Genomic DNA, 22787 nt, shown 5'->3' with positions numbered 1-22787 from the left:
TCAGCTCAGCCTCTCCGAAAGTTGCTGCAGCAACTCGTCCTCGCTCAGGTCGTCGTACGTGTCGTCCGGCGCCTCTTCGGCTGCCGTCGCAAGCTCGGCGAATTCCGGCAGCACGGTCGCCAGGTAGTCGGTCAGGCCGTAGACCGTCGGATAGTCGAAAACCACTGAGGCGGGCAGATGTTCGCCGAGGCTGTCGGACAACGCCCGCTGCAGCGTCACGCTCATCAACGAGTCCATGCCGAGCTGGAAGAATCCGGTGGACGGATCGAGAGTCTCGGTGGCCGGCATGCCCATGACCGTGGCGGCCAGCAGGCCGACGTGGTCGAGCAGCATGTCGTGGCGCCGGTGTGTGTCGGCGGTGCGCAACGCCTTGCGGAATTCGCTTTCCGGCAGCGCGGCGTCCGCCGAGGCGGGGAGCAGGTCATCGACGATGCGCAGCGATCCGCGGGTGCGGAATGCCGCGGCCAGCAGGGGCCAATCGGCGGCGACGACCGCGGTGCGCACCGCGGCGTCCGGGCTCATCACGAAAGACAGCGCGCCGATGGCGGTTTCGTCGTCCATCGGCACCAGCCCGGATTCGGCGCTGACCTGGCTGGCGTCGCGTTGCGCGTCAGCCAGCGATTTCCACAATCCCCAGTCGACGACGGTTGCCGGCAACCCCATGGTGCGCCGCGCGTAGGCGAAGGTGTCCAGAAAGGTACTGGTCGCGGTGTAGTGCGCGAGCCAGCGGGAACCGAGCAGACCGGAGACGGAGGAGAACAACACGAAGTGCCGCAGCGGGTTTCCGGTCAGCTGCCGCAGCGACAGCCGGTGCAGCAGCGCCGCGGCGTCCAGTTTGGGACGGAACATGGCGGCCACGTCGTCCTGGGACATCTCGCTGAGCAGCACCGGTCCACCGGCGAACGCCGCCAGATAGATGCCCTCGAGGGGCGGCAGGTCGGCCCCGAACCGGTCGAACAGCGCGCCCATCGCGTCGGCGTCGGTCGCGTCGGCTGACACTTCGATGAGCTGCGTTCCGGCCGTGCGCAATTCGTCGGCCAGCTGTTGCAGCGCGCCGGGTTTACGGGCCACCGCGACGATGGTGGTGGCACCCATCCGGGCGAGCTGGCGGATCAGGTGCGGCCCGATGTTGCCGGTCGCACCGATGACCAGGTGGCTGGTGTCGCCGCCGAGCTGTGCCTGCGGAGAGCCCGCGTCCTGCGGTCGCCAGTGCAGCCGCGGGACGTGGCGGCCGCCCGACCGGTACACCACCTGGTCCTCGCCGTCTCCGGCGCCGGCGGCCTCGACCACGCGCTGCGCGGCGATCTCGGCGGGCATCGTGTGGTCGACGTCGATCAGAGCGCCCCAGATCTCGGGGTGTTCGAGGGCCAGCGAGCGGCCCAGGCCCCACAGCACCGCGTGGGCGGGATTGGCCCGATCGCCTTCCGCGATCGGCTGGGCGTTGCGGGTCATGATGAACAGCCTGCGTGGCGGGCCGCCGGCCACCAGCGCCGCGGCGAGCCGGCGGGCGGCGCCGAAAATCCGATACGCAGCCGGGATGTCGAGCAGCTCATCGCCGCTCGGCGGTGCATACAGCACGTTGTCCACGCCGTGCAGCGCGTCGGGCAGGTCGGCGGCACCATCGGGCAGCTCGGTCACCCGCGAGCCCGTGGCGGCACCCATGGCGGCGACCAGGGCGGGATCGCCCGCCACCAGCCAGGTCTGGCCGCCTGCTGTCTCGGCGGCGGGCGCCGGACGCAGCGGCCAGTCCAGCTGGTAACTCCATGCCTCGACGGTGTCTGCGGATCGCTGTATCCGGTTGCGCGCCGGACGTTCCGGGCCGGCGGCCTCCAGGTCGATCCAGTGGTGGGTGTGCTGCCACGGGGTGGTGGGGATGGCCGGGTGCGGCTCGGGCGGGTGCGGGGTGTCCGCCGGCCGCACCGTGTAGAGACTGGTGCGGAATGTGACGGTGTCGTCGGCGTCGCGCGTCAAGGTGCCGACGGCGCGGTAGCCGGGGCCGGGCACGGTTTCGGCGATGGCCTGGGTGAGCAGCGGGTGGGCGCTGATCTCGACAAAAGTGTGGTGCCGCTCGGCCGCCGCCGCGATGGCCTGCTGGAAGCGCACCGGGTTGCGCATGTTGGTGGCCCAGTGCTCGGCATCGAAAGTGGGCGTCTGGTCCAGATTTTCGTACGTCGTCGACAGGATCGGCAGGGCCGGCCGGCGCGGCGCCAGATCCGCCAGCTCCGCACGCATTGCCGGCTGCAACGCGTCCATCGCCGGGTTGTGCGGAGCCACCTCGATATTCACCCGGCCGGCGAAGCGATTCTGGGCGCGCACCGCCGCGACCAACTCGTCGATCTGGCCGGTGGGACCGGAGATCACCGTCTGCCGGGGTGAGTTGTAGATGCCCAGCGTCACCTCGGGGTAGCCGGCGATCAGCGTCTCGGTGGCTTCGGCGTCGAGCCCGAGCATGGCCATGCCGCCCTGCCCGGACAGCGGTGCCATCAGGCGCGAGCGGGTGGCCGTGACCCGCAGGCCCTCGGCGGGTGTGAGCGCGCCGGCCACCACCGCGGCGGCCACCTCACCCATCGAGTGCCCGATCACCAGGTCGGGCTGCACGCCGTAGGAGCGCCACAGCCGGGTCAGCGCGAGTTGCATGCCGATCAGGCCCAGCTGGATCTGCTCGATGCCGGCCAGTTCCCGGCCCTCGGCCAGCACATCACGCAGCGAGAAGCCGGCCTGTTCGGCGAAGACCGGTTCCAGTTCCGCCACCGCGTCGGCGAAAGCCGGTTCCTCAGCCAGCAGCCGGCGGCCCATGCCCGCCCATTGCGAGCCGCGTCCGGAGTACACGAACACGATGCCCTGTCCAGGCGAATCATCCTGGTAATCGACAAGGTTCGGCGCATGCTGACCGGCGGCCAGGGCGCGCAGCGCGGTCACTGCCTGGCCGCGGTCGCGGGCCACCACGGTCGCGACCCGGCTGTGACGGGTGCGGTGGTGGTTGAGGGTGTGGGCGACGTCAGCGACGGCCACGTCGGTGACGTCCAGCCAGTCGGCCAGGATTCCGGCCGTCGCCGCCATCCGCTGCGGGGTCTTGCCCGAAACCACCAGTGCCGACACCCCGGTGCCGGCGGTGGCCGACGGCGCCAGGTCGGGTCCCTGCTCGATGACGACGTGTGCGTTGGTGCCGCCCAGCCCGAACGAGGACACCGCCGCGCGGCGGGGGCCTCCGGTGCCCGGCCACGGGCTGTTCTCGGTGGGCACGAAGAACCGGGTCGCCGCGGCGTTGATCGCCGGATTCCATTGCGAGAAATGGAGATTCGGCGGGATCTGGCCGCGTTGGACCGCCAGCGCGGCCTTGATGAAGCCGGCGATCCCGGCGGCCGCCTCGAGGTGACCGAGGTTGGTCTTGACCGCGCCGAGCGCACACGCGCCCTCGTCACCCTTGGTAAGACCGTATGTCGCTGCCAGCGCCTCGAATTCGATCGGGTCACCGAGGACCGTTCCGGTTCCGTGCGCCTCGACGTAGTTGACGCTCTCGGGCGCCACGTCGCCGGACCGTAGCGCGTCGGCGATCACGTCGCACTGCGCGGCCGTGTTCGGCGCGGTGACCCCGTTGGAGCGGCCGTCCTGGTTGACCGCGGACCCGCGTACCACCGCCAGCACCCGGTCGCCGTCGCGCACCGCGTCGGTCAGTCGCTTGAGCACCACGACGCCGGCGCCCTCACCGCGCACGAAACCGTCGGCGGCCGCGTCGAAGCTGGCGCAGCGGCCATGCGGGGACAGCAGGCCCCAGGCGGAAATGGCGATCTGGGTCTCCGGGCGCAGCGTGACGCTCACGCCACCGGCCAGCGCCACATCGGTTTCCCGCAACCGCAGACTCTGGCAGGCCAGGTGCACCGCCACCAGCGACGACGAGCACGCGGTGTCCACCGCCACCGCCGGGCCCCGCAGCCCCAGCAGATACGAGATGCGGCCGACGGTGATGCTGTGCGCGTTTCCGGTTCCGGTATAGGCGTCCACCGTGTCGGGGTTGGCGGCCAGCATGGACTGGTACTCGTTGAAGTAGACGCCCATCATGACCCCGGCGCGGGTACCGGACAGCGAATCCGTCGGTATGCCTGCGTGTTCGAGGGCTTCCCACGCCACCTCGAGCAGCATCCGCTGCTGGGGATCCATCGCCGCGGCTTCGCGCGGGGTGATGCCGAAGAACTCGGCGTCGAAACCGGCGATGTCGGGCACGAACCCGCCCCACTTCGTGGTCATGTGCCCCGGTGTCAGCGGGTCGGGGTCGAAGAACGCCTCGGCGTCCCACCGGTCGGCGGGCACCGGCGAGATGGCGTCGCGGCCCTCCACCAGCAGGTCCCAGAAGCTGTCCGGACCGGTGACACCACCGGGGAACCGGCAGCCGATCCCGACCACCGCGATCGGCTCGGCCACCGCGATCCGCGAGATCTTCTCGAACTCGCCTGACAGTGCGGCGCGTTGCTGCGCACTCATACCGGAAATCCGGCTGAAAGCCGTGCGCATCACGAAGGCCTTTCGGCCTCGGACGACGTCGACTCGATGCGGTCAAAGAGGCTGTCCAGCACGCTGCCGGCCGACGCGGAGAGCGCGGCCATCTGGTCTTCGCCCGAATCCTGCTCGGGTGCAACCCGATTGGCCAGATAGGCCGCCAGCGCGGCGACGGTGGGATGGTTGAACAGCATGGTCGCCGACAGTTCGATGCCCACGAACTGCTCGGCTTCGCGCCGAATCGCCATCGCCATCAGCGAATTCAGCCCGAGTTCGGCGAAGGGACGGTGACTGTCCAGGTCGTTCTCGGGCAGTCGGAGCTCGCGCGCGATGATGCCACGCAGCCCATTCTCGAATTCTGCGCGCAGGTCCGACGCCGAATACGCCGACCAGTCCCGGGCCGGGATCAAATAGTTGTCGTCGAGCGCAGATCCGTCCGCGGTCGAGGGAACCGGCAGCACCACCGCCTGTGCTACGTCGTAGCCGTCGACGTGCTCCCACGCGGTGAATGCCTCTTCCGGCGTGATGTCACGCGACCCCAGGCGGGCCAGCTCGTCGCTCACGATCTGGGCATCCGCGGCGAAACCGAGTCCGCGCCAGGCCACCCAGTCCAGACTCATGGTGTGGCAACCCTGCTGGTGCCGCGACCGCGCCAGCGCGTCCAGGTAGGAGTTGGCCGCTGCGTAGGACCCCTGTCCCGGGATTCCGAATACCGTTGCGGCCGAGGACGTCAGGAAGAAGAAGTCGACGCTGCCGGGCGGGAACACGTCGTGCAGCACCTGGCTGCCACCGATCTTGGACCACATCACCTCGCGCACGGCGTCGTCGGTCATGGTGGTCACCAGTTGGTCGCGCGTGACGCCGGCCGCGTGGATGACCCCGCGGATCGGTGCGGCACCGTCGGTGTCCCGTCGGTCCAGCAGGGCCTGCAACTGGTCGCGGCAGCCGATGTCGACGGCGACGGCTTCGACTGCGACGCCGCGCATTTCCAGGGCGCGGATCGCGTCGATCTTGTGCCGCAGTCCCGCGTCCAGGGTCGCGAGTTCCCAGTTCCGTCTGGGCGGCAACGGGGTGCGGCCGGTCAGCACCAGCCGCCGGGCGCCGCGGTCGGCCAGCCAGCCGGCCATCAGCAGCCCGAGCGCGCCCATGCCGCCGGTGATCAGATATGCCGCATCCGCCCTGCACCGCACCGGCTTGCGTACTGGTTCGCCGCGCAGCGCCGCCAGCGCCGGTGCGAGCACGACGCCGTCGCGCAGCACCAGGATCGACTTGCTCGGATGCTGGATGAGCTCGGCGAGGACGCCGGCTGACTCTGACTCTGGTTCTGGCTCTGGCTCTGGCTCTGGCTCGGCGAGATCGACCAGCCCGCCCCACAAGTCGGGGTGCTCGGCCGCGATCACGCCGGCCAGGCCCCACAGGAAACTCTGCCGCAGCGCGGACGCGGTCGCCGACTCGTGCACTCCCCGGGTGACGATCCACAGCGTGACCGGGTCGGTGCGCTGTGCCAGGGCGCGGACCGCGGCGCTGAGGTCCGCGCACGCCCGGACGGCGAAGTCGACGTCGGTCGCGTCGGCGGGCCGGGACTCAGCGACATACAGCACGTACCGTGCGTCGGACACGGCGCCTGGCCCGAAACCCTGCTGCGCCAACCCGTCCCGCAGTGCGCCGCCGTCGTCGCCGAGGATCGCCAGGGTGCCGGGACCCAGCGCATCGCCGCGGTCGACGCGCGGCTGCCATTCCAGGATGTGGGCGAAGGTGCGCGCGTCCGAGTGCTCGGCGGCCGGAGCGGCGGCGAGGTCCAGCGCCCGGTAGCGAAGGGACTGTACCGACAGCAACGGTGCGTGGCCGTGGGCCCCGGCGACGACGTCGACCGTGATGCCCTCGGCGTCGCGGCCCATGTTGGTCACCAGCACTGCGCCGCGGGGGCCGGTGCCGTCTTCGCGCAGCCACACCCGTTCGATGGAGGCCGGAACATACAGGCGTGCATCGTCGATCTCCGACAGCGCCCCGACGATCACGGCGGCGTCGAGCAGTGGCCCGATGGAACCGTCGGGCAGCGACTCGGGCAGCTCGATCGCCGCCTGCACGCCGTTGGCGGTGGGCTGCCAGGAGTCCAGGGTCCACTTGAACGGCAGACCGTCGACGCCGCGCAGCGCGAGCTGTCCGGTGACGTCAGGCATGTCGTCGTCATCGAGCAGGGGCCGGGTCCGGTGGGCAATGACGGGTCCGGATTCCGGCGGGGCCGCTGCAAGTTGTGCGGTCACATGGCGTGTCCAGCGGTCGGTGTCGGCCGGGCGCGAGGCCAGGCTGATCGACTGGTCGTCGGCCACCACCTGGATCAGCCGCGGTTGATCGGCGAAGACGGGCTGGTCGAATCGCACAGCGGACAGCGATGGGTAGCCCAGTTCGCTTGCGGCGCAGAGCAATGTGCGCAGTACGACGGAGGCGGGAACCACCTCGGCGCCGTGGAAGCGGTGCCGGCCGCGGTACGGCTTGGCGTCGGGAGCGAGCCGGGCCTGCCACAGGTGTGACGGCAGACCACCGGCCACGGTGGTGACTCTGCTGTGCCGGCCGAGCAGCGTGCCGGGAGACGGCGCCGCGATCACGGAATCGGCAGGTCGTCGGGGGTCGATCCAGTGCCGGGAATGTTGCCACGGCGTGCTGGGCAGCGGCGGGTGCGGTTCCGGCGGATGCGGAGTGTGCGGCGGGTGGGCGCTGTGGACCGTGTTGACGGCGGTGTGGAACGTGATCGTGTCATCGGTGTCGCGTTGCAGCGTGCCGATGCTGGTGTACCGGGTGCCGTGCTGCGCGCTGTGCAGGGTGTCGATGACGGCGTGGGTGAGCAGTGGGTGCGCGCTGACCTCGATGAAGGTGTGGTGCTGCTCGCCGGCCCGCTCGATGGCCTGCTGGAAGTGCACCGGGTTGCGCATGTTGACGGCCCAGTGTTCGGCGTCGAATACCGCTGTGATGTCGGGGTTTTCGTAGGTGGTGGAGATGATCGGGATCACCGGGGTGCGTGGCTGCAGGTCGGCGAGCTCGGCGCGCATCGCCGGCTGCAGCGCGTCCATTGCCGGATTGTGCGGGGCCACTTCGATATTGACCCGGCTGGCGAACCGGTCCTGAGCGCGCGCCTTCTCGATCAACTCCTCGATCTGCGCGGTGGGCCCGGAGATCACGCTCTGGCGCGGTGAGTTGTAGATGCCCAGGGTCACCTGCGGGTAGTCGGCGATCAGCGCCTCGGTGGCCGCGGCGTCGAGCTCCAGCAGCGCCATCGCGCCCTGCCCGGACAGCGGCGCCATCAGCCGGGCCCGGGTCGCCGTCACCCGCAACCCTTCGGCGGGGGTCAGCGCGCCGGAGACCACCGCGGCGGCCACCTCGCCCATCGAATGCCCGATCACCAGATCGGGCTCCACCCCGTAGGAGCGCCACAGCGCGGTCAACGCCAGCTGCATGCCGATCAGACCCAACTGGATCTGCTCGATCCCCACCAGCTCGGCGCCCTGAGCCAGCACCTCCTGCAGCGAGAAGCCGGCCTGGGCAACAAAATCGGGCTCCAAATCGGCCACCGCCGCCGCGAACGCAGGCTCATCGGCCAGCAACCGGCGACCCATCCCGGCCCACTGCGATCCCCGCCCCGAATAAACGAACACCGTCCCCGCCCCCGCAGCCGCAGCCTGCGGACCCACCACACCGGGTACCTGCTGGCCGGTGGCCAGTGCCCGCAACCCGGCAATGGCCTGTGCGCGGCCATGCTCGCCACGGCGGGCCACCACGGTGCCGAACTGGGTATGACGCGACCGGTGGTGGTTGAGGGTGTGGGCGACATCGGCGAGCGGCACGGCGGCGCCGGGCCCCTCCAGCCAATCGGCCAACACCGCTGCTGTCGCGGATACGCGTTGCGGCGTCTTGCCCGCCACGATCAGCGTCGAGACGGGCGGCTCCGCAAGCGGCCCGGGTGCTGCGGCCACCTCCTGGCCTTGCTCGATCACGACATGGGCGTTGGTTCCGCCGAAGCCGAACGACGACACGCCGGCCCGGCGCGGGTGTCCCGTCTCTGGCCAATCGGTCTGGCTGTCAACGACTTTCATTCGCAGATCGGCGAACGGGATGTGCGGGTTGGCGCTTTCGAAGCGCTGGTTCGGCGGGATCTGACCGCGCTGCACCGCGAGGACCGTCTTGATGAAGCCGGCGATTCCGGCCGCGGCCTCGGTGTGCCCCAGGTTGGTCTTGACGGCCCCCAGCAGCAGGGGAGCGTCGGCGGGGCGGCCTCGACCCAGGACGGTGCCCAGCGCACGGGCCTCGATCGGGTCGCCGAGCAGGGTTCCGGTGCCGTGTGCCTCGACGTAGTCGACTTCGGTGGGCTGCATGCCCGCGTTCGCGTACGCGGCGCGCAATACGGCCATCTGGGCGGCCGGGTTGGGCGCCATCAACCCGTTGGAGCGGCCGTCCTGGTTGACCGCCGAGCCGCAGATGACGGCCAGTACCCGGTCGCCGTCGCGCTGGGCGTCCGTCAACCGCTTGAGCACCACCACCCCGGCGCCCTCACCCCGGACGAACCCGTCGGCGGCAGCGTCGAAGGCGCGGCAGTGACCCGTCGGCGACAAGGCGCCCACCTGATCGAAACCGCGGAACACGGCCGGGGACAACAGCAGGTTCACCCCGGCCGCGATCGCCAGCTGTGAGTCCTGGGTTCGCAGGCTCTGACAGGCCAGGTGAATCGCCACCAGCGACGACGAGCAGGCGGTGTCCACCGCCACCGAGGGACCGCGCAGGTCGAGGAAATACGACAGGCGGTTGGCGATGATGCTCATCGCACCGCCGGTGTTGCTCCACCCGTCGATCTGCGCAAGGTCGGTGGCGGCGATGGCCCCGTATTCGCTCAGGCACGATCCGGCGAACACGCCCGTCTGCGAGCGGCGCAGCGAGCTGGGCGGAATTCCGGCGTGCTCCAAGGCTTCCCATGCCACTTCCAGCAGCAGCCGCTGCTGCGGGTCCATTTTGTCGGCCTCGCTGGGCGAGATTTCGAAGAACTCCGCGTCGAACGCGTCGATGTCGGGCAGGAAGGATCCCCACCGCGTGGTCCGGGCGAGCACCGCCCTGACTTCAGCCGAACCGTCGTCGAAGAGTTCCCATCGCTCGTCGGGGATCTTGCCGATCGAGGAACGGCGTTCACACAGGAAGTCCCACAACGCGTCCGGCCCGGATATGCCACCGGGGAAGCGGCACCCCATGCCGATCACCGCGATCGGCTCGTCCAGTGAGTTACGCCCCGGACGGCTCAGCGCGGCGGTTTCGGGTTCGGGCTCGGGGGAGGTGAGGTGTGCGGCCAGGTCGTTGATCGTCGGATGCTCCCAGAAGTCGATGGGGGAGACCGTCCGGCCGAGCAATTCGGTCAGCTCGCCGGACAGCACGACGGCATCGCGGGAGCTCACACCGAGATCGGCGAGGGTCAGCTCGGGGTCGACCTCGTCGGGCCGGCACCCGATGTTGGTGACCAGATAATCGACAAGCCAGTGGCGTAGGTCGGCCTCGCCGCTGATGCTCGCCGTCATACGCTCACGTCCAGCCGCTTGAACCCGTCGCTTCGATACCGCTCGACGCAGGCCGAACGCCGGACCTTGCCGCTGGTGGTGATGGGGATGGAGCCGGGAGAGACCAGGACCAGGTCGGCGACCCGCAGGCTGTGCGACCGCGAGATCGCCGAGGTGACCTCACGCTTGACCGAGCGGAGCTTGAGCAAGGCGTCTTCGGCCGAGGCGCCGCGCCGCTTCAGCTCGATGATGGCGACCAATTGCTCGGTGATGTCGTCGGGCACCGAGATCGCGGCAACCCTGCCGCCGGTGATCTCCTGGATTGTCGCCTCGATGTCGTCGGGGTAGTGGTTGCGGCCGTCGACGATGAGCAGATCTTTGATCCGGCCCATGATGAACAGCTCACCCTCGGACAGGACGCCCAGATCTCCGGTGCGCAGCCAGGGCCCCTCCGGGGTGCCGGGGGCCGGGTCCACGATGTGGGCGTTGAAGATGCGGTTGGTCTGTTCGGGCTTCTGCCAGTAACCCAGGGCCACGTGGTCGCCGTGCACCCAGATCTCGCCGACATCGCCGGACATGTTCTCGACCATGGTGTCCGGGTTGACGATGCGCACCGCAGCGGGGTCGGGGCAGCCGTAGCTGATGAGTTCGGTGCCGACCGACCCGTTGGAGCCGCAGCGCTTGGCCTGTCCGGCGGACAGGTGTTCGTAGTCGAACCGCACCGTCCTGGGTGCGGTTCCCGGTTCTGGCGCGGCCACGTAGAGCGTGGCTTCGGCGAGGCCGTAGGAAGGCCGCACCGCGGTGGGGCTGAGATTGAATTTGGCGAATCGCTCGGTGAAGCGCTTCACGGTGGCGACATGGATCCGTTCGCTGCCGCTGACGATGCCGACCACGTCGCTCAGGTCGAGACCGGCCATGTCCTCGTCGGACGTTCGTCGTACGGCCAATTCGAAAGCGAAATTCGGTGCAGCGGAAAAGGGTGCCGGGTTGGTGGCAAGCAGTTGCATCCAGCAGGCAGGGCGTCGCAGGAAGGCCATTGGGCTCAGCAACACCGCACTGCGTTCGGCGACCATTGGCGCGCAGATTCCGAGAATGAGGCCCATGTCGTGAAACAGCGGCAACCACGACACCACGGTTCCGTTGGGAATCTTCGCGAGGTCCCCGAAATAGCCGTACAGACTCTGCGTCACATTCGCGATGACATTCTTGTGCGACACAATGACGCCGGCCGGCGTGCGAGTGGATCCGGACGTGTACTGGAGATAGGCCGCGCCACTGGATAACCGCAGGGCTTGCGCCGAATCGCGTGGCGAGTCCAGGTCCAGCAGATCGACTTCGATGATGAAGGGAGCGGCCTGGCCACTCTGTGGGGTTGCATATTTCGACACATCACTCACCACGGACGACGTGGTGAGAATGGCGACCGGCCGGGAGTCCCGCAACACCGAGGAAACGCGGTCGTCGTGGATACCGTACTGCGGCGTCGACAGGGGGACGGCAATGAATCCGGCCTGTAGCGCACCGAGGAATGCGACGACGTATTCCAATCCCTGCGGCGCCAGAATCGCCACCCGGTCGCCGGGCGCGCCGCACAGCCTGAGTTCGTCGGCAATCACACAGGCGCTGCCGTAGACCTGAGACCAGGTCAGTGTTTCAGCAAAGCCGTTCGGATCCAGTCCGTAATCGATGAACGTGTACGCCGCGGTATCGGCCTGGTGATCGGCCCGCTGCTTCAGCAAAGCGGGCAATGACCCGTCAGTCACCGGCATCGCTTAACACTCCCGTTCGAACTTTTGCCCTGGTGCACTATTGCGGCCTCGCGTCAGATCTAACGGGGCCGCATAGCGGTGCGACTAGTGCCGGTGAGCGGCACGCGTGCATGGCGTAGTCCATGTCGACGATGATTTGCATCCCCACCGAAGCACTGCTGTGTGCCGCCGGATGATCGCCCCTGGACTAATCCCGCTCCCCTTACAACTAGTCGCGTGTTCAAAAGTAATCATCTCTCGGTACGGGTGGGGGCATTATCGGAAAATCCACACGCTTCCCACAGCCATCGCGGAGGTCATCGCGCACGGTCGCAGTCGGCTGATCTGCGCTCTATCTTGTCTACTCCTGCTGATTGCTGTGATGGATGTGACCTGTGATACTCCGGTGGCGGATGTTGGTCTGGTGAGAACCGCGCCTGAAATTTTCCAACCCGCTACCGCTCGTTTTCTGGGACCGGCGTCCCGTTGTGACGAGGGTAACACCACCGTCGGTGGGCGCTGGACGGCTTCTTCCGGAGGTCCGGTTGCCGCACGTCGCGGCACCGTGCCGGCGAACCTCGGCGTCTAGCCGGAGCGCGCTGCCCGCCAAGCTTTGCCGCGACGCAATCAGCCGCGCCAGGTTCGCCGTCCGGGAGGGTCCACGACGCGGCGCGGCTAAGTTCAGTCCGCCCACTCCAGCGTTCTGGTCTCGACGTCGTCGACCAGTTCCGGCAGGTTGCTGTTCAGATAGAAGTGGTCGCCAGTAAACACCCGAAGCGTGAACTCCGAGGTGGTGCGGTCGCCCCAGGGGGCCATGTCGTCCTGAGTGGCTATCCAGTCCTTGTCGCCGATGGAGGCGTAGATGGGACACGCGAGCTTCGTCTCCGGCGGGCTGTCGTAACCGGCGATGGCACGGGCCGCCCGCAACGTCGGCAGCACGCCGACCAGAAATTCTTCGTCATTGAAGAATTCCGGATTCATCCCGGTCATCTGGGCAACCAGATTCAGCATCTCGTTGTCGGACATGCCTTTGATCTGCTTATAGCGAATGTGGCCCGGAGCCGAGCAGGCGGACACGAAAAAAGCCAGCACATGATATCCAGCCGACTGAAAGCGAAGTGCGACTTCGAATGCCAGCATTCCGCCCATGCTGTGCCCGAAGAATGCTATTGGAACTTCGGGACGGGCCGCGGGCTTCATCATCGCGAAGATATCGTCGGCGAGGGCGGGAATGCTGGTGAGTGGTAGGAGTCCCGCGCCGTCGCGTTGACCGGGGTACTGCACAGCGATACGCGTTATATTGTCCGAAAACTCGCGGGAAAAGGGAACGTAGTCTTTTGCGGTTCCTCCGGCGTGCGGAAAAATATACAGCGTAGGTTTATCGGAATTTCCGCCTTTGCCGCTTTTTGTCGAACTCCCGTGCACACCGGCCAGCATAGCGTGATCCGGAAAGTGCCTGATCGCTTTCGTGACGGCCGCGCTGCGGGTGGGCGGTGGCCAATGCACTGCCCACGGGGGGTCTGCGGCGATAGTCTGGTGGGCAAACCAGGTGCATACGAATCGTCTGCGGGCCGTCGAGACCGTGACCGCGACAACCAACCGAAGACAAGCAGCCGAAAATTGGGCCCGACACACCGGAGTCATCACCGCTGTCACAGACGTAACACCAGGCACACTGGTAACAACAAATAACGCCAGGAGGGTATGGCCGTGTACCGAGTCTTTGAAGCGCTGGACGAGTTGAGCGCCATTGTCGAAGAAGCCCGTGGCGTGCCGATGACGGCCGGCTGCGTGGTGCCCCGCGGCGACGTGCTGGAACTGATCGACGACATCAAGGACGCGATCCCGGGCGAGCTCGACGATGCACAAGACGTGCTCGACGCCCGTGACTCGATGCTGCACGACGCGAAGTCGCACGCCGACTCGATGGTGTCGTCGGCGACCACCGAGTCGGAGTCGATGATCAACCATGCCCGCGCCGAGGCGGACCGGCTGCTGTCCGACGCCAAAGCGCAAGCCGACCGGATGGTCAGCGAGGCGCGTCAGCACAGCGAGCGGATGGTCGGCGAGGCGCGCGAAGAGGCGATGCGCATCGCCGCCTCGGCCAAGCGTGAATACGAAGCCAGCGTCAGCCGGGCCAAGACCGAATGTGACCGGCTGATCGAGAACGGCAACATCTCCTACGAGAAGGCCGTGCAGGAAGGCATCAAGGAGCAGCAGCGGTTGGTGTCGCAGAACGAGGTGGTCCAGGCCGCTCACGCCGAATCCACCCGGCTCATCGACACCGCGCACGCCGAGGCCGACCGGCTGCGCGGGGAATGCGACATCTACGTCGACAACAAGCTTGCCGAATTCGAGGAGTTCCTCAACGGCACACTGCGCTCCGTCGGCCGCGGCCGTCACCAGCTGCGCACCGCGGCGGGCACCCACGACTACGCAACTCGGTAGTCCGCGCCTCATAAGCAGTAGACCTGCGGGCTGCGCGCCGTAGGATTCCCGTATGGCAAGGCAGCACGGCCACACCGCGCAGCGACGCGCTCTTACCCCGTTGACCATCGACGTCGCCCGGTTGGGACGACGTCCGGGGTCCATGATGGAGATCCACGACACCGTCGAAAGTCCGGTACGCATCGGTGTGGAGCTGATCGCCATCGAAGCCGGCGCGCCGCTAGACCTGGATCTGCGAGTGGAATCGGTGTCCGAAGGCGTACTGGTGACGGGCACGGTGGAAGCACCGACTGCCGGCGAATGCTCCCGCTGCCTGTCGCCGATCCAGGGCCGGGTGCAGGTAGGGCTGACGGAGCTCTTCGCCTATCCCGACAGCGCCACCGAAGCCACCACCGAGGCAGACGAGGTGGGCCACGTCGTCGACCAGACCATCGACCTCGAGCAGCCGATCATCGACGCCGTCGGCCTGGAGTTGCCCTTTTCCCCGGTGTGTTCGCCGGATTGCCCGGGGCTGTGTCCGCAGTGTGGGGTCTCGCTGGCTGCCGAGCCCGGTCACCGGCATGAACAGATCGACCCCCGATGGGCCAAGCTGGCCGCGATGCTGCCCCATTCCGATGACGCGGAGACCGAACAGCGAGGTGAGCAGTGAGCCAGCCGCGACAGACACTGCTCGAGGCGCTCGGTGTCGATCTGCCCGACGACCTGCTCTCACTGGCGCTGACGCACCGCAGCTATGCCTACGAGAACGGGGGGCTGCCCACCAATGAGCGTCTGGAGTTCCTCGGCGACGCGGTCCTGGGGCTGACCATCACCGATGAGCTGTACCACCGCCACCCCGACCGTTCCGAAGGCGACCTGGCCAAACTGCGGGCCAGCGTGGTGAACACGCACGCGCTCGCCGACGTGGCACGCACCCTGACCGAAGACGGGCTGGGCGCGTTCGTGCTGCTCGGCCGCGGTGAAGCCAACACCGGTGGCGCCGACAAGTCGAGCATCCTGGCGGACGGGATGGAATCGTTGCTCGGCGCGATCTATCTGCAGCACGGCATCGAGGTGGCGCGCGAGACGATTTTGCGGCTATTCGGTCAGTTGCTGGACGCGGCGCCCACTCTCGGCGCCGGCCTGGACTGGAAGACCAGCCTGCAGGAGTTGACCGCGGCACGCGCCCTGGGTCCGCCGTCGTACCTGGTCACTTCCACCGGACCGGACCACGACAAGGAATTCACCGCGGTGGTGGTGGTGATGGATACCGAATACGGATCCGGTGTGGGGCGCTCCAAAAAGGAGGCCGAGCAGAAGGCGGCGTCTGCGGCGTACAAGGCGCTGGACGCGGTCGAGGAACTGGACTCCGCGGGGAAGACGTCCGCGTGACGTGCTCCGCGCATGGTGATGACCCGCGTCGCCCGGCTTCGCCGCGCTTGCGATCATCACGGGTCCCATGGTGATGACCCGCGTCGCCCGGCTTCGCCGCGCTTGCGATCATCACGGGTCCCATGGTGATGACCCGCGTCGCCCGGCTTCGCCGCGCTTGCGATCATCACGGGTCCCATGGTGATGACCCGCGTCGCCCGGCTTCGCCGCGCTTGCGATCATCACGGGTCCCATGGTGATGACCCGCGTCGCCCGGCTTCGCCGCGCTTGCGATCATCACTAAATGCCTGAGCTACCTGAAGTCGAGGTGGTGCGGCGCGGTCTGCATACCCATGTCGTGGGAAAGACGATCACTGGCGTCCGGGTTCACCATCCCCGTGCCGTGCGCCGTCACGAAGCCGGGCCCGCGGATCTGACCGCGCGCCTGCTCGACGCGCGCATCACCGGAACCGATCGGCGCGGCAAGTATCTGTGGCTGACCCTGCGCACCCCGGATGCCGAAGAGGACGAGCCGGACACCGCGCTCGTCGTCCACCTGGGCATGAGCGGCCAGATGTTGCTGGGCGTGGTGCCGCGGGAAGACCACGTCCGGATCTCCGCGTTGCTCGATGACGGGACGGTGCTCAGTTTCGCCGACCAGCGCACCTTTGGCGGCTGGCTGCTGGCCGACCTGCTGACCGTGGACGGCAGCGTCGTTCCGGAACCCGTCGCGCACATAGCCCGTGATCCGCTCGATCCCCGATTCGACGCCAAAGCGGTGGTCGACGTGTTGCGGCACAAGCACTCCGAGATCAAACGCCAGTTGCTCGACCAGCAGGTGGTCTCGGGGATCGGCAACATCTACGCCGACGAGGCGCTGTGGCGGGCCAAAGTCAACGGCGCCCGTATCGCCGACACCCTGTCGCGGCCCAAGCTCACGGCTGTGCTGGACTCGGCGGCCGAGGTGATGCGTGAGGCACTGGCGAAGGGCGGCACGTCCTTCGATTCGCTATACGTCAATGTCAACGGGCAATCGGGCTACTTCGACCGTTCGCTGGACGCCTACGGACGAGAAGGCCAGAACTGCCGTCGGTGCGGAGCGGTGATGCGCCGGGAGAAGTTCATGAACCGCTCGTCGTTCTACTGCCCGCGCTGCCAGCCGAGACCACGTGGTTGACGATATGGATTGACCCTGCGTCCAGGGCGGCAATTTCGTCAAATCCACGCCCTCAACGCAGGCTCAACGAAAAGAAGGGAAGTCATGACTGATCTGTGGGTGGAACGCACCGGCACGCGCCGCTACACCGGACACAGCTCCCGCGGAGCACAGGTGCTGGTGGGCAGCGAGGACGTCGAAGGCGTGTTCACTCCCGGTGAGTTGATGAAGATCGCACTCGCCGCGTGCAGCGGGATGTCCAGTGACCAACCGCTGGCCCGCCGCCTGGGAGACGACTACCCGGCCGTGATCCGGGTTTCGGGCGCCGCTGACCGCGACAACGAGGTCTACCCCCTGCTCGAGGAGAAGCTCGAGCTGGATCTCTCCGGCCTGACAGACCAGGAGAAGGAGCGCCTCATCACCGTCGTCAACCGGGCCATCGACGCGGTCTGCACCGTCGGGCGCACGCTGAAGTCCGGCACCACCGTGACGTTCGAGGTGGTCGATGTCTGACGTGCGATTGACCGCCTGGGTGCACGGCCATGTCCAGGGCGTCGGATTTCGCTGGTGGACCCGGTGCCGGGCGCTGGAGCAGGGCCTGACCGGTTACGCGGCCAACCAGGCCGACGGCCGCGTGCTGGTGGTGGCCAATGGAACGCGTGAGGGCGGCGAACGGCTCCTCGAACTGTTGCGGGGTGAGAGCACGCCGGGACGGGTGGACAAGGTGATCGCCGACTGGTCGGAGCCGACGGAGCAGTTCAGCGGGTTCGTCGAGCGATAGCTCCGGTCGTTCCCCCGCGGTGGCGTGAAGCCGGGCACATCAGGCGCGGCCCCAGCCAGAGACCAAAGTGTCAGCTGTGGCCACTGCGACACCGGTCGCCTGTTCAACGACTGAATCCGACCGAAACTGCCGCCCGGGCCGTCGCGTGCGGCGAAGGGTCGCACAGTCCGAGCGGTAATCTGGCCCCTCGTGTACCTCAAGAGTCTGACGCTGAAGGGCTTCAAGTCCTTCGCCGCGCCAACGACTCTGCGTTTCGAGCCGGGGATCACCGCGGTCGTCGGTCCCAACGGATCCGGCAAGTCCAACGTGGTCGACGCGCTGGCCTGGGTGATGGGGGAGCAGGGGGCCAAGACGCTGCGCGGCGGGAAGATGGAAGACGTCATCTTCGCCGGGACGTCCTCGCGCGCGCCGCTGGGCCGTGCCGAGGTCACCGTCACCATCGACAACTCCGACAACGCGCTGCCGATCGACTACAACGAGGTCTCGATCACCCGCCGGATGTTCCGCGACGGCGCCAGCGAGTACGAAATCAACGGCAGCGGTTGCCGTTTGATGGACGTGCAGGAATTGTTGAGCGACTCCGGCATCGGACGGGAGATGCACGTCATCGTCGGTCAGGGCAAGCTGGACGAAATCCTGCAGTCCCGCCCCGAAGACCGCCGGGCCTTCATCGAAGAGGCCGCGGGCGTGCTCAAGCACCGCAAGCGTAAAGAAAAAGCGCTGCGCAAGCTCGACGCGATGGCCGCGAACCTGGCCCGGCTGTCCGACCTCACCACCGAGCTGCGGCGCCAACTCAAACCGCTGGGCCGCCAGGCCGAAGTGGCCCGTCGAGCCCAGAACATCCAGGCCGATCTGCGCGACGCCCGCCTCAGACTGGCCGCCGACGACCTGGTCAACCGCCGTTCCGAGCGGCAGGCCATCTTCGACACCGAGGCGAGAATGCGGCGCGAGCATGACGAAGCCGCCGCCCGGCTGTCGGTGGCATCCGAGGAGCTGGCCGCTCACGAGGAATCGCTGACCGAGCTGTCGCAACGTGCCGAAGCCGTTCAGCAGACCTGGTTTCGCTTGTCAGCGCTGGCGGAACGCGTCGGCGCGACCGTCCGGATCGCCAGCGAACGCGCCCACCACCTCGATATCGAGCCGTCCAGGACCAGCGACACCGACCCCGACGCACTGGAAGCCGAGGCCGAACAGGTCGCGCTTTTCGAGGAGCAGTTGCTGGCCGAGCTGGCGGAGGCCCGCACCCGGCTCGATGCCGCGCGCGCCGAGCTGGCCGAACGCGAGCGCCGTGCGGTGGAGGCCGACAAGGCTCACCTCGCGGCGGTTCGGGCGGAAGCCGACCGGCGGGAGGGCCTGGCGCGGCTGACCGGTCAGGTGGAGACGATGCGGGCGCGCGTCGAATCGATCGACGACAGCGTCGCGCGGTTGTCCGAGCGGATCGAACACGCCGCGGCCCGGGTGGAGCAGACCCGAGCCGAGTTCGAGGGCGTGCAGAGCCGGGTCGGTGAACTGGACCAGGGCGAGGTAGGCCTCGACGAGCAACACGAACGGACGATGGCCGCGCTGCGTCAGACCGACGAACGGGTCACCGAGCTGCAGGCCGCAGAACGTGCCGCCGAACGTCAGGTGGCGTCGTTGCGGGCCCGCATCGATGCGCTCTCGGTGAGTTTGGAGCGCAAGGACGGCACCGCGTGGCTGGCTCGGAACCACGGTGCCGCAGGGCTTTTCGGTTCGATCGCGGAACTGGTCAAGGTGCGTCCGGGCTACGAGGCGGCGCTGGCCACGGTGCTGGGCTCGGCGGCCGACGGGCTTGCGGTCGACGGTCTGGGAGCCGCACGCAATGCCGTCGCCGCACTGAAACAGGCCGACGGTGGCCGCGCGGCGCTGGTCCTCGGCGACTGGCCGGCCCAGCCGCAGCCGCAGGTCGGCCTGCCGGGTGGCGCGGTGTGGGCGCTGGACATGATCGAGGCGCCGCCGCGGTTGCGCGGGGCGATGGTGGCCATGCTCTCGGGCGTCGCGGTGGTCGACGATCTGGGCGCAGCGCTGGAGCTGGTCGCCGGCCATCCGCAGCTGCGGGCGGTGACACGCGACGGCGATCTGGTGGGCGCCGGCTGGGTGAGCGGCGGGTCCGACCGCAAGGTCTCCACGTTGGAGATCGCGTCGGAGATCGAGAAGGCGCGCAACGAACTGGCCGCCGCGGAGTCGCAAGTGGCGCAGCTCAGCGCGGCGCTGTCCGGCGCGTTGACCGAGCAGGCCGCCCGTCAGGATGCGGCCGAGCACGCGCTGGCCGCCCTCAACGAATCCGACACCGCCATCTCGGCGATGTACGACCAGCTCGGCCGGCTGGGGCAAGAGGCCAGAACGGCCGAGGACGAATGGAACCGGCTGCTGGCCCAGCGTGAAGAGCTCGAAGCGGGCCGGGGCCGCACTCTCGACGAGGTCGTCGAACTCGAGACGCGTTTGCGCAATGCGCAGGAGACCGAACACGTCCAGCAGGCCGAGCCGGTCGACCGGCAGGAGATCGCGGCTGCCGCCGATGCGGCACGCAGCTTCGAGGTCGAGGCCCGGCTGGCCGTACGCACCGCCGAAGAGCGCGCCAACGCGGTGCGCGGGCGGGCCGATTCGCTGCGCCGTGCCGCCGCGGCCGAACGCGAGGCTCGGATCCGGGCCGAACAAGCGGCGGCCGCCCGGATGCGCGCAGCCGCGGTGGCGGCGGCGGTGGCCGAGTCGGGACGGCTGCTGGCCCGGCGGCTCAGCCGGGTGGTGGACGCGGCGTCACTGATGCGCGACGAGCTGGCCGCCGAGCGCCAGCAGCGGTCCGCGGCCATGACCGCGGTACGTGAGGAAACGAATCTGCTCGGCGCGCGGGTGGCCGCACTCACCGATTCCCTGCACCGCGACGAGGTGGCCAACGCGCAGGCGGCGCTGCGGATCGAACAACTCGAGCAGACGGTGCTCGAGCAGTTCGGGATGGCGCCGGCCGACCTGATCGCCGAATACGGCCCCGACGTCCCGCTGCCGCCCACCGATCTGGAGATGGCCGAGTTCGAACAGGCCCGCGAGCGGGGTGAACAGGTGGTCGCGCCGGCCCCGATGCCGTTCGACCGCACCACCCAGGAGCGCCGGGCCAAACGCGCCGAGCGGGAGCTCAACGAGCTGGGCCGGGTCAACCCGCTGGCCCTCGAGGAGTTTGCCGCGCTGGAGGAGAGATACAACTTCCTGTCCACCCAGCTCGAGGACGTCAAGGCGGCGCGCAAGGATCTGCTCGATGTCGTCGCCGAAGTCGACGCCCGGATCCTGCAGGTGTTCAGCGAGGCGTTCGTCGATGTCGAACGCGAATTCCAGACGGTTTTCACCACCCTGTTCCCCGGCGGCGAGGGGCGCCTGCGGCTGACCCAGCCCGACGACATGCTGACCACCGGCATCGAGGTCGAGGCCCGTCCCCCCGGCAAGAAGGTCACCCGGCTGTCTTTGCTGTCCGGCGGCGAAAAGGCGCTGACCGCGGTAGCCATGCTGGTTGCCATCTTCCGGGCCCGCCCGTCGCCGTTCTACATCATGGACGAGGTGGAGGCCGCGCTCGACGACACCAACCTGCGCCGGCTGATCAGCCTGTTCGAGATGCTGCGGGACCGTTCGCAGCTGATCATCATCACCCACCAGAAGCCCACTATGGAGGTGGCCGACGCGCTGTACGGCGTGACGATGCAGGGCGACGGGATCACCGCCGTCATCTCGCAGCGCATTCGCGGTCAGCAGGTGGACCGACTGGTGGCCAACTCTTCGTAGGTTGCCCGTAGCGTGGGGCTGACAGTCCGCCAGCCCGTACCGGCCCCCGTAGTTCTGGGAAATAGTTCTGGGAAGGATTCAACAGCGTGTCGCAAGGTCTTTGGATCGCCATCGCGGTCATCGCCGCCCTGGTCATCATCGCCGCGCTGGTCTTCGGCCTGGTGCGCCACCGCAAGCGCAGGATCAGCCTCGCGCCCAAGCCCACACCCGAGGCGATCGACCGCTCCGGGGGCTATACGGCGTCGTCCGGCATCACGTTCAGCCGGACCCCGACGCTGCAACCGGAACGGATCGACACCACCGGTCTGCCGGCCGTCGGCGACGACGCCACCATCCCGCGCGACGCCCCCAAGCGTCCCATTTCTGAGGTCCACCTTCCCGAGCCGAAGCTCGAACCCAAGCTCGAACCGGAGCCGATACCCGAGCCGGAGCCGGTACCCGAGCCGGAGCCGATAACGGAGCCGGCGCCCGAGCCCGAAGCGCCGCAGATCGAGGCGATCGAGCCCACCGAAGGGCGGCTGGAGCGGCTGCGCGGGCGGCTGGCACGGTCGCAGAACGCGCTCGGCCGCAGCATGCTCGGCCTGCTCGGTGGCGGTGACCTGGACGAGGACTCCTGGCAGGACGTGGAGGACACCCTGCTGGTGGCCGACCTCGGCCCGGTGGTCACCGAAGCGGTGGTGTCCCAGCTGCGAACCCGGCTGGCCAGTAGCAACGTCCGCACCGAAGCCGACGCCCGCGCGGTGCTGCGGGACGTGCTCATCAAAGAACTGCACCCGGAGATGGACCGATCCATCCGGGCGCTGCCGCACGCCGACCATCCCTCGGTACTGCTGGTCGTCGGCGTCAACGGCACCGGAAAGACCACCACGGTCGGCAAGCTGGCGCGGGTCCTGGTAGCCGACGGACGTCGTGTGGTGCTCGGGGCGGCCGACACGTTCCGGGCCGCCGCGGCCGACCAGCTGGAAACCTGGGCGTCGCGGGTCGGGGCGGAAGTGGTGCGCGGCGCCGAAGGGGCCGATCCGGCGTCGGTGGCGTTCGACGCCGTCGACAAAGGCATCCAGGCCGGTGCCGACGTCGTCCTGATCGACACCGCCGGACGGTTGCACACCAAGGTCGGCCTGATGGACGAACTGGGCAAGGTCAAACGAGTAGTGAGCCGCCGGGCAGCTGTTGATGAGGTGCTGCTGGTGCTCGACGCCACCATCGGCCAGAACGGCCTGGCGCAGGCCAAGGTTTTCGCCGAGGTCGTCGACATCACCGGGACGGTGCTCACGAAGTTGGACGGAACGGCCAAGGGCGGCATCGTTTTCCGCGTTCAGCAGGAATTGGGCGTGCCGGTGAAGCTGGTCGGACTCGGTGAGGGAGCCGATGACCTGGCGCCGTTCGAGCCGGCGGCGTTCGTCGACGCCCTGCTGGGCTGAAAGCTCTTACACAGCAACTTTTACGTTAATCCTGACGAAACACGGCGGCTCCATTGCCGCAACAACTTATGC

Annotated in this window: 12 protein-coding genes; 8 read left to right on the top strand and 4 right to left on the bottom strand. The window is 68.3% G+C overall.

Annotation, left to right across the window (positions count from 1 at the left end; genetic code table 11):
• From QXH22_RS03800 to QXH22_RS03785, 4 genes are all read right to left on the bottom strand, one after another.
• Positions 1–4512: a type I polyketide synthase gene (locus QXH22_RS03800; RefSeq protein ID WP_306274957.1), complete on the bottom strand. Its 4512-nt coding sequence runs from the start codon at positions 4510–4512 to the stop codon at positions 1–3.
• Positions 4509–10046 carry a polyketide synthase gene (locus QXH22_RS03795; protein WP_306274956.1) on the bottom strand — a complete coding sequence of 1846 codons (5538 nt, stop codon included), beginning with the start codon at positions 10044–10046 and terminating at the stop codon, positions 4509–4511. The genes QXH22_RS03800 and QXH22_RS03795 overlap by 4 nt, the downstream gene beginning before the upstream one ends.
• Positions 10043–11794, bottom strand: a complete 1752-nt coding sequence (gene fadD26, locus QXH22_RS03790; protein ID WP_306241422.1) for a long-chain-fatty-acid--AMP ligase FAAL26/FadD26 — start codon at positions 11792–11794, stop codon at positions 10043–10045. Before fadD26 ends, QXH22_RS03795 begins: the two co-directional genes overlap by 4 nt.
• A 660-nt stretch (positions 11795–12454) precedes the next feature.
• A complete protein-coding gene (locus QXH22_RS03785) occupies positions 12455–13210 on the bottom strand; it encodes a thioesterase II family protein (RefSeq protein WP_306241421.1) in 756 nt (251 codons plus the stop codon).
• Between the two features lie 273 nt (positions 13211–13483).
• Here QXH22_RS03785 and sepIVA point away from each other — a divergent pair, with 273 nt between their 5' ends.
• From sepIVA to ftsY, 8 genes are all read left to right on the top strand, one after another.
• Positions 13484–14221: a cell division protein SepIVA gene (gene sepIVA / locus QXH22_RS03780; protein WP_306244306.1), complete on the top strand. Its 738-nt coding sequence runs from the start codon at positions 13484–13486 to the stop codon at positions 14219–14221.
• A 52-nt stretch (positions 14222–14273) separates the two neighbouring features.
• Positions 14274–14870, top strand: a complete 597-nt coding sequence (locus QXH22_RS03775) for a DUF177 domain-containing protein (RefSeq protein ID WP_306241420.1) — start codon at positions 14274–14276, stop codon at positions 14868–14870.
• Positions 14867–15592, top strand: a complete 726-nt coding sequence (rnc, locus tag QXH22_RS03770) for a ribonuclease III (RefSeq protein WP_306241419.1) — start codon at positions 14867–14869, stop codon at positions 15590–15592. The genes QXH22_RS03775 and rnc overlap by 4 nt, the downstream gene beginning before the upstream one ends.
• 283 nt (positions 15593–15875) lie before the next feature.
• Positions 15876–16748, top strand: coding sequence for a DNA-formamidopyrimidine glycosylase (gene mutM, locus QXH22_RS03765; RefSeq protein ID WP_306241418.1), 873 nt, complete (start codon positions 15876–15878; stop codon positions 16746–16748).
• An 84-nt stretch (positions 16749–16832) separates the two neighbouring features.
• Positions 16833–17240 (top strand): OsmC family protein, encoded by a 408-nt coding sequence (locus QXH22_RS03760; RefSeq protein WP_306241417.1) that lies wholly within the window; start codon positions 16833–16835, stop codon positions 17238–17240.
• Entirely contained in the window at positions 17233–17508 is a 276-nt protein-coding gene (locus QXH22_RS03755) for an acylphosphatase (RefSeq protein ID WP_306241416.1), read from the top strand. Before QXH22_RS03760 ends, QXH22_RS03755 begins: the two co-directional genes overlap by 8 nt.
• A 189-nt stretch (positions 17509–17697) precedes the next feature.
• Entirely contained in the window at positions 17698–21294 is a 3597-nt protein-coding gene (smc, locus tag QXH22_RS03750) for a chromosome segregation protein SMC (RefSeq protein WP_306274955.1), read from the top strand.
• Between the two features lie 86 nt (positions 21295–21380).
• A complete protein-coding gene (ftsY, locus tag QXH22_RS03745) occupies positions 21381–22715 on the top strand; it encodes a signal recognition particle-docking protein FtsY (protein ID WP_306274954.1) in 1335 nt (444 codons plus the stop codon).
• Positions 22716–22787: the final 72 nt, after the last annotated feature.

The organism is Mycobacterium sp. TY814 (genome assembly GCF_030755175.1).
Lineage (GTDB): Bacteria > Actinomycetota > Actinomycetes > Mycobacteriales > Mycobacteriaceae > Mycobacterium.
Note: the sequence above shows the minus strand (reverse complement) of the source record. Positions and strands in the feature narration are given on the sequence as shown.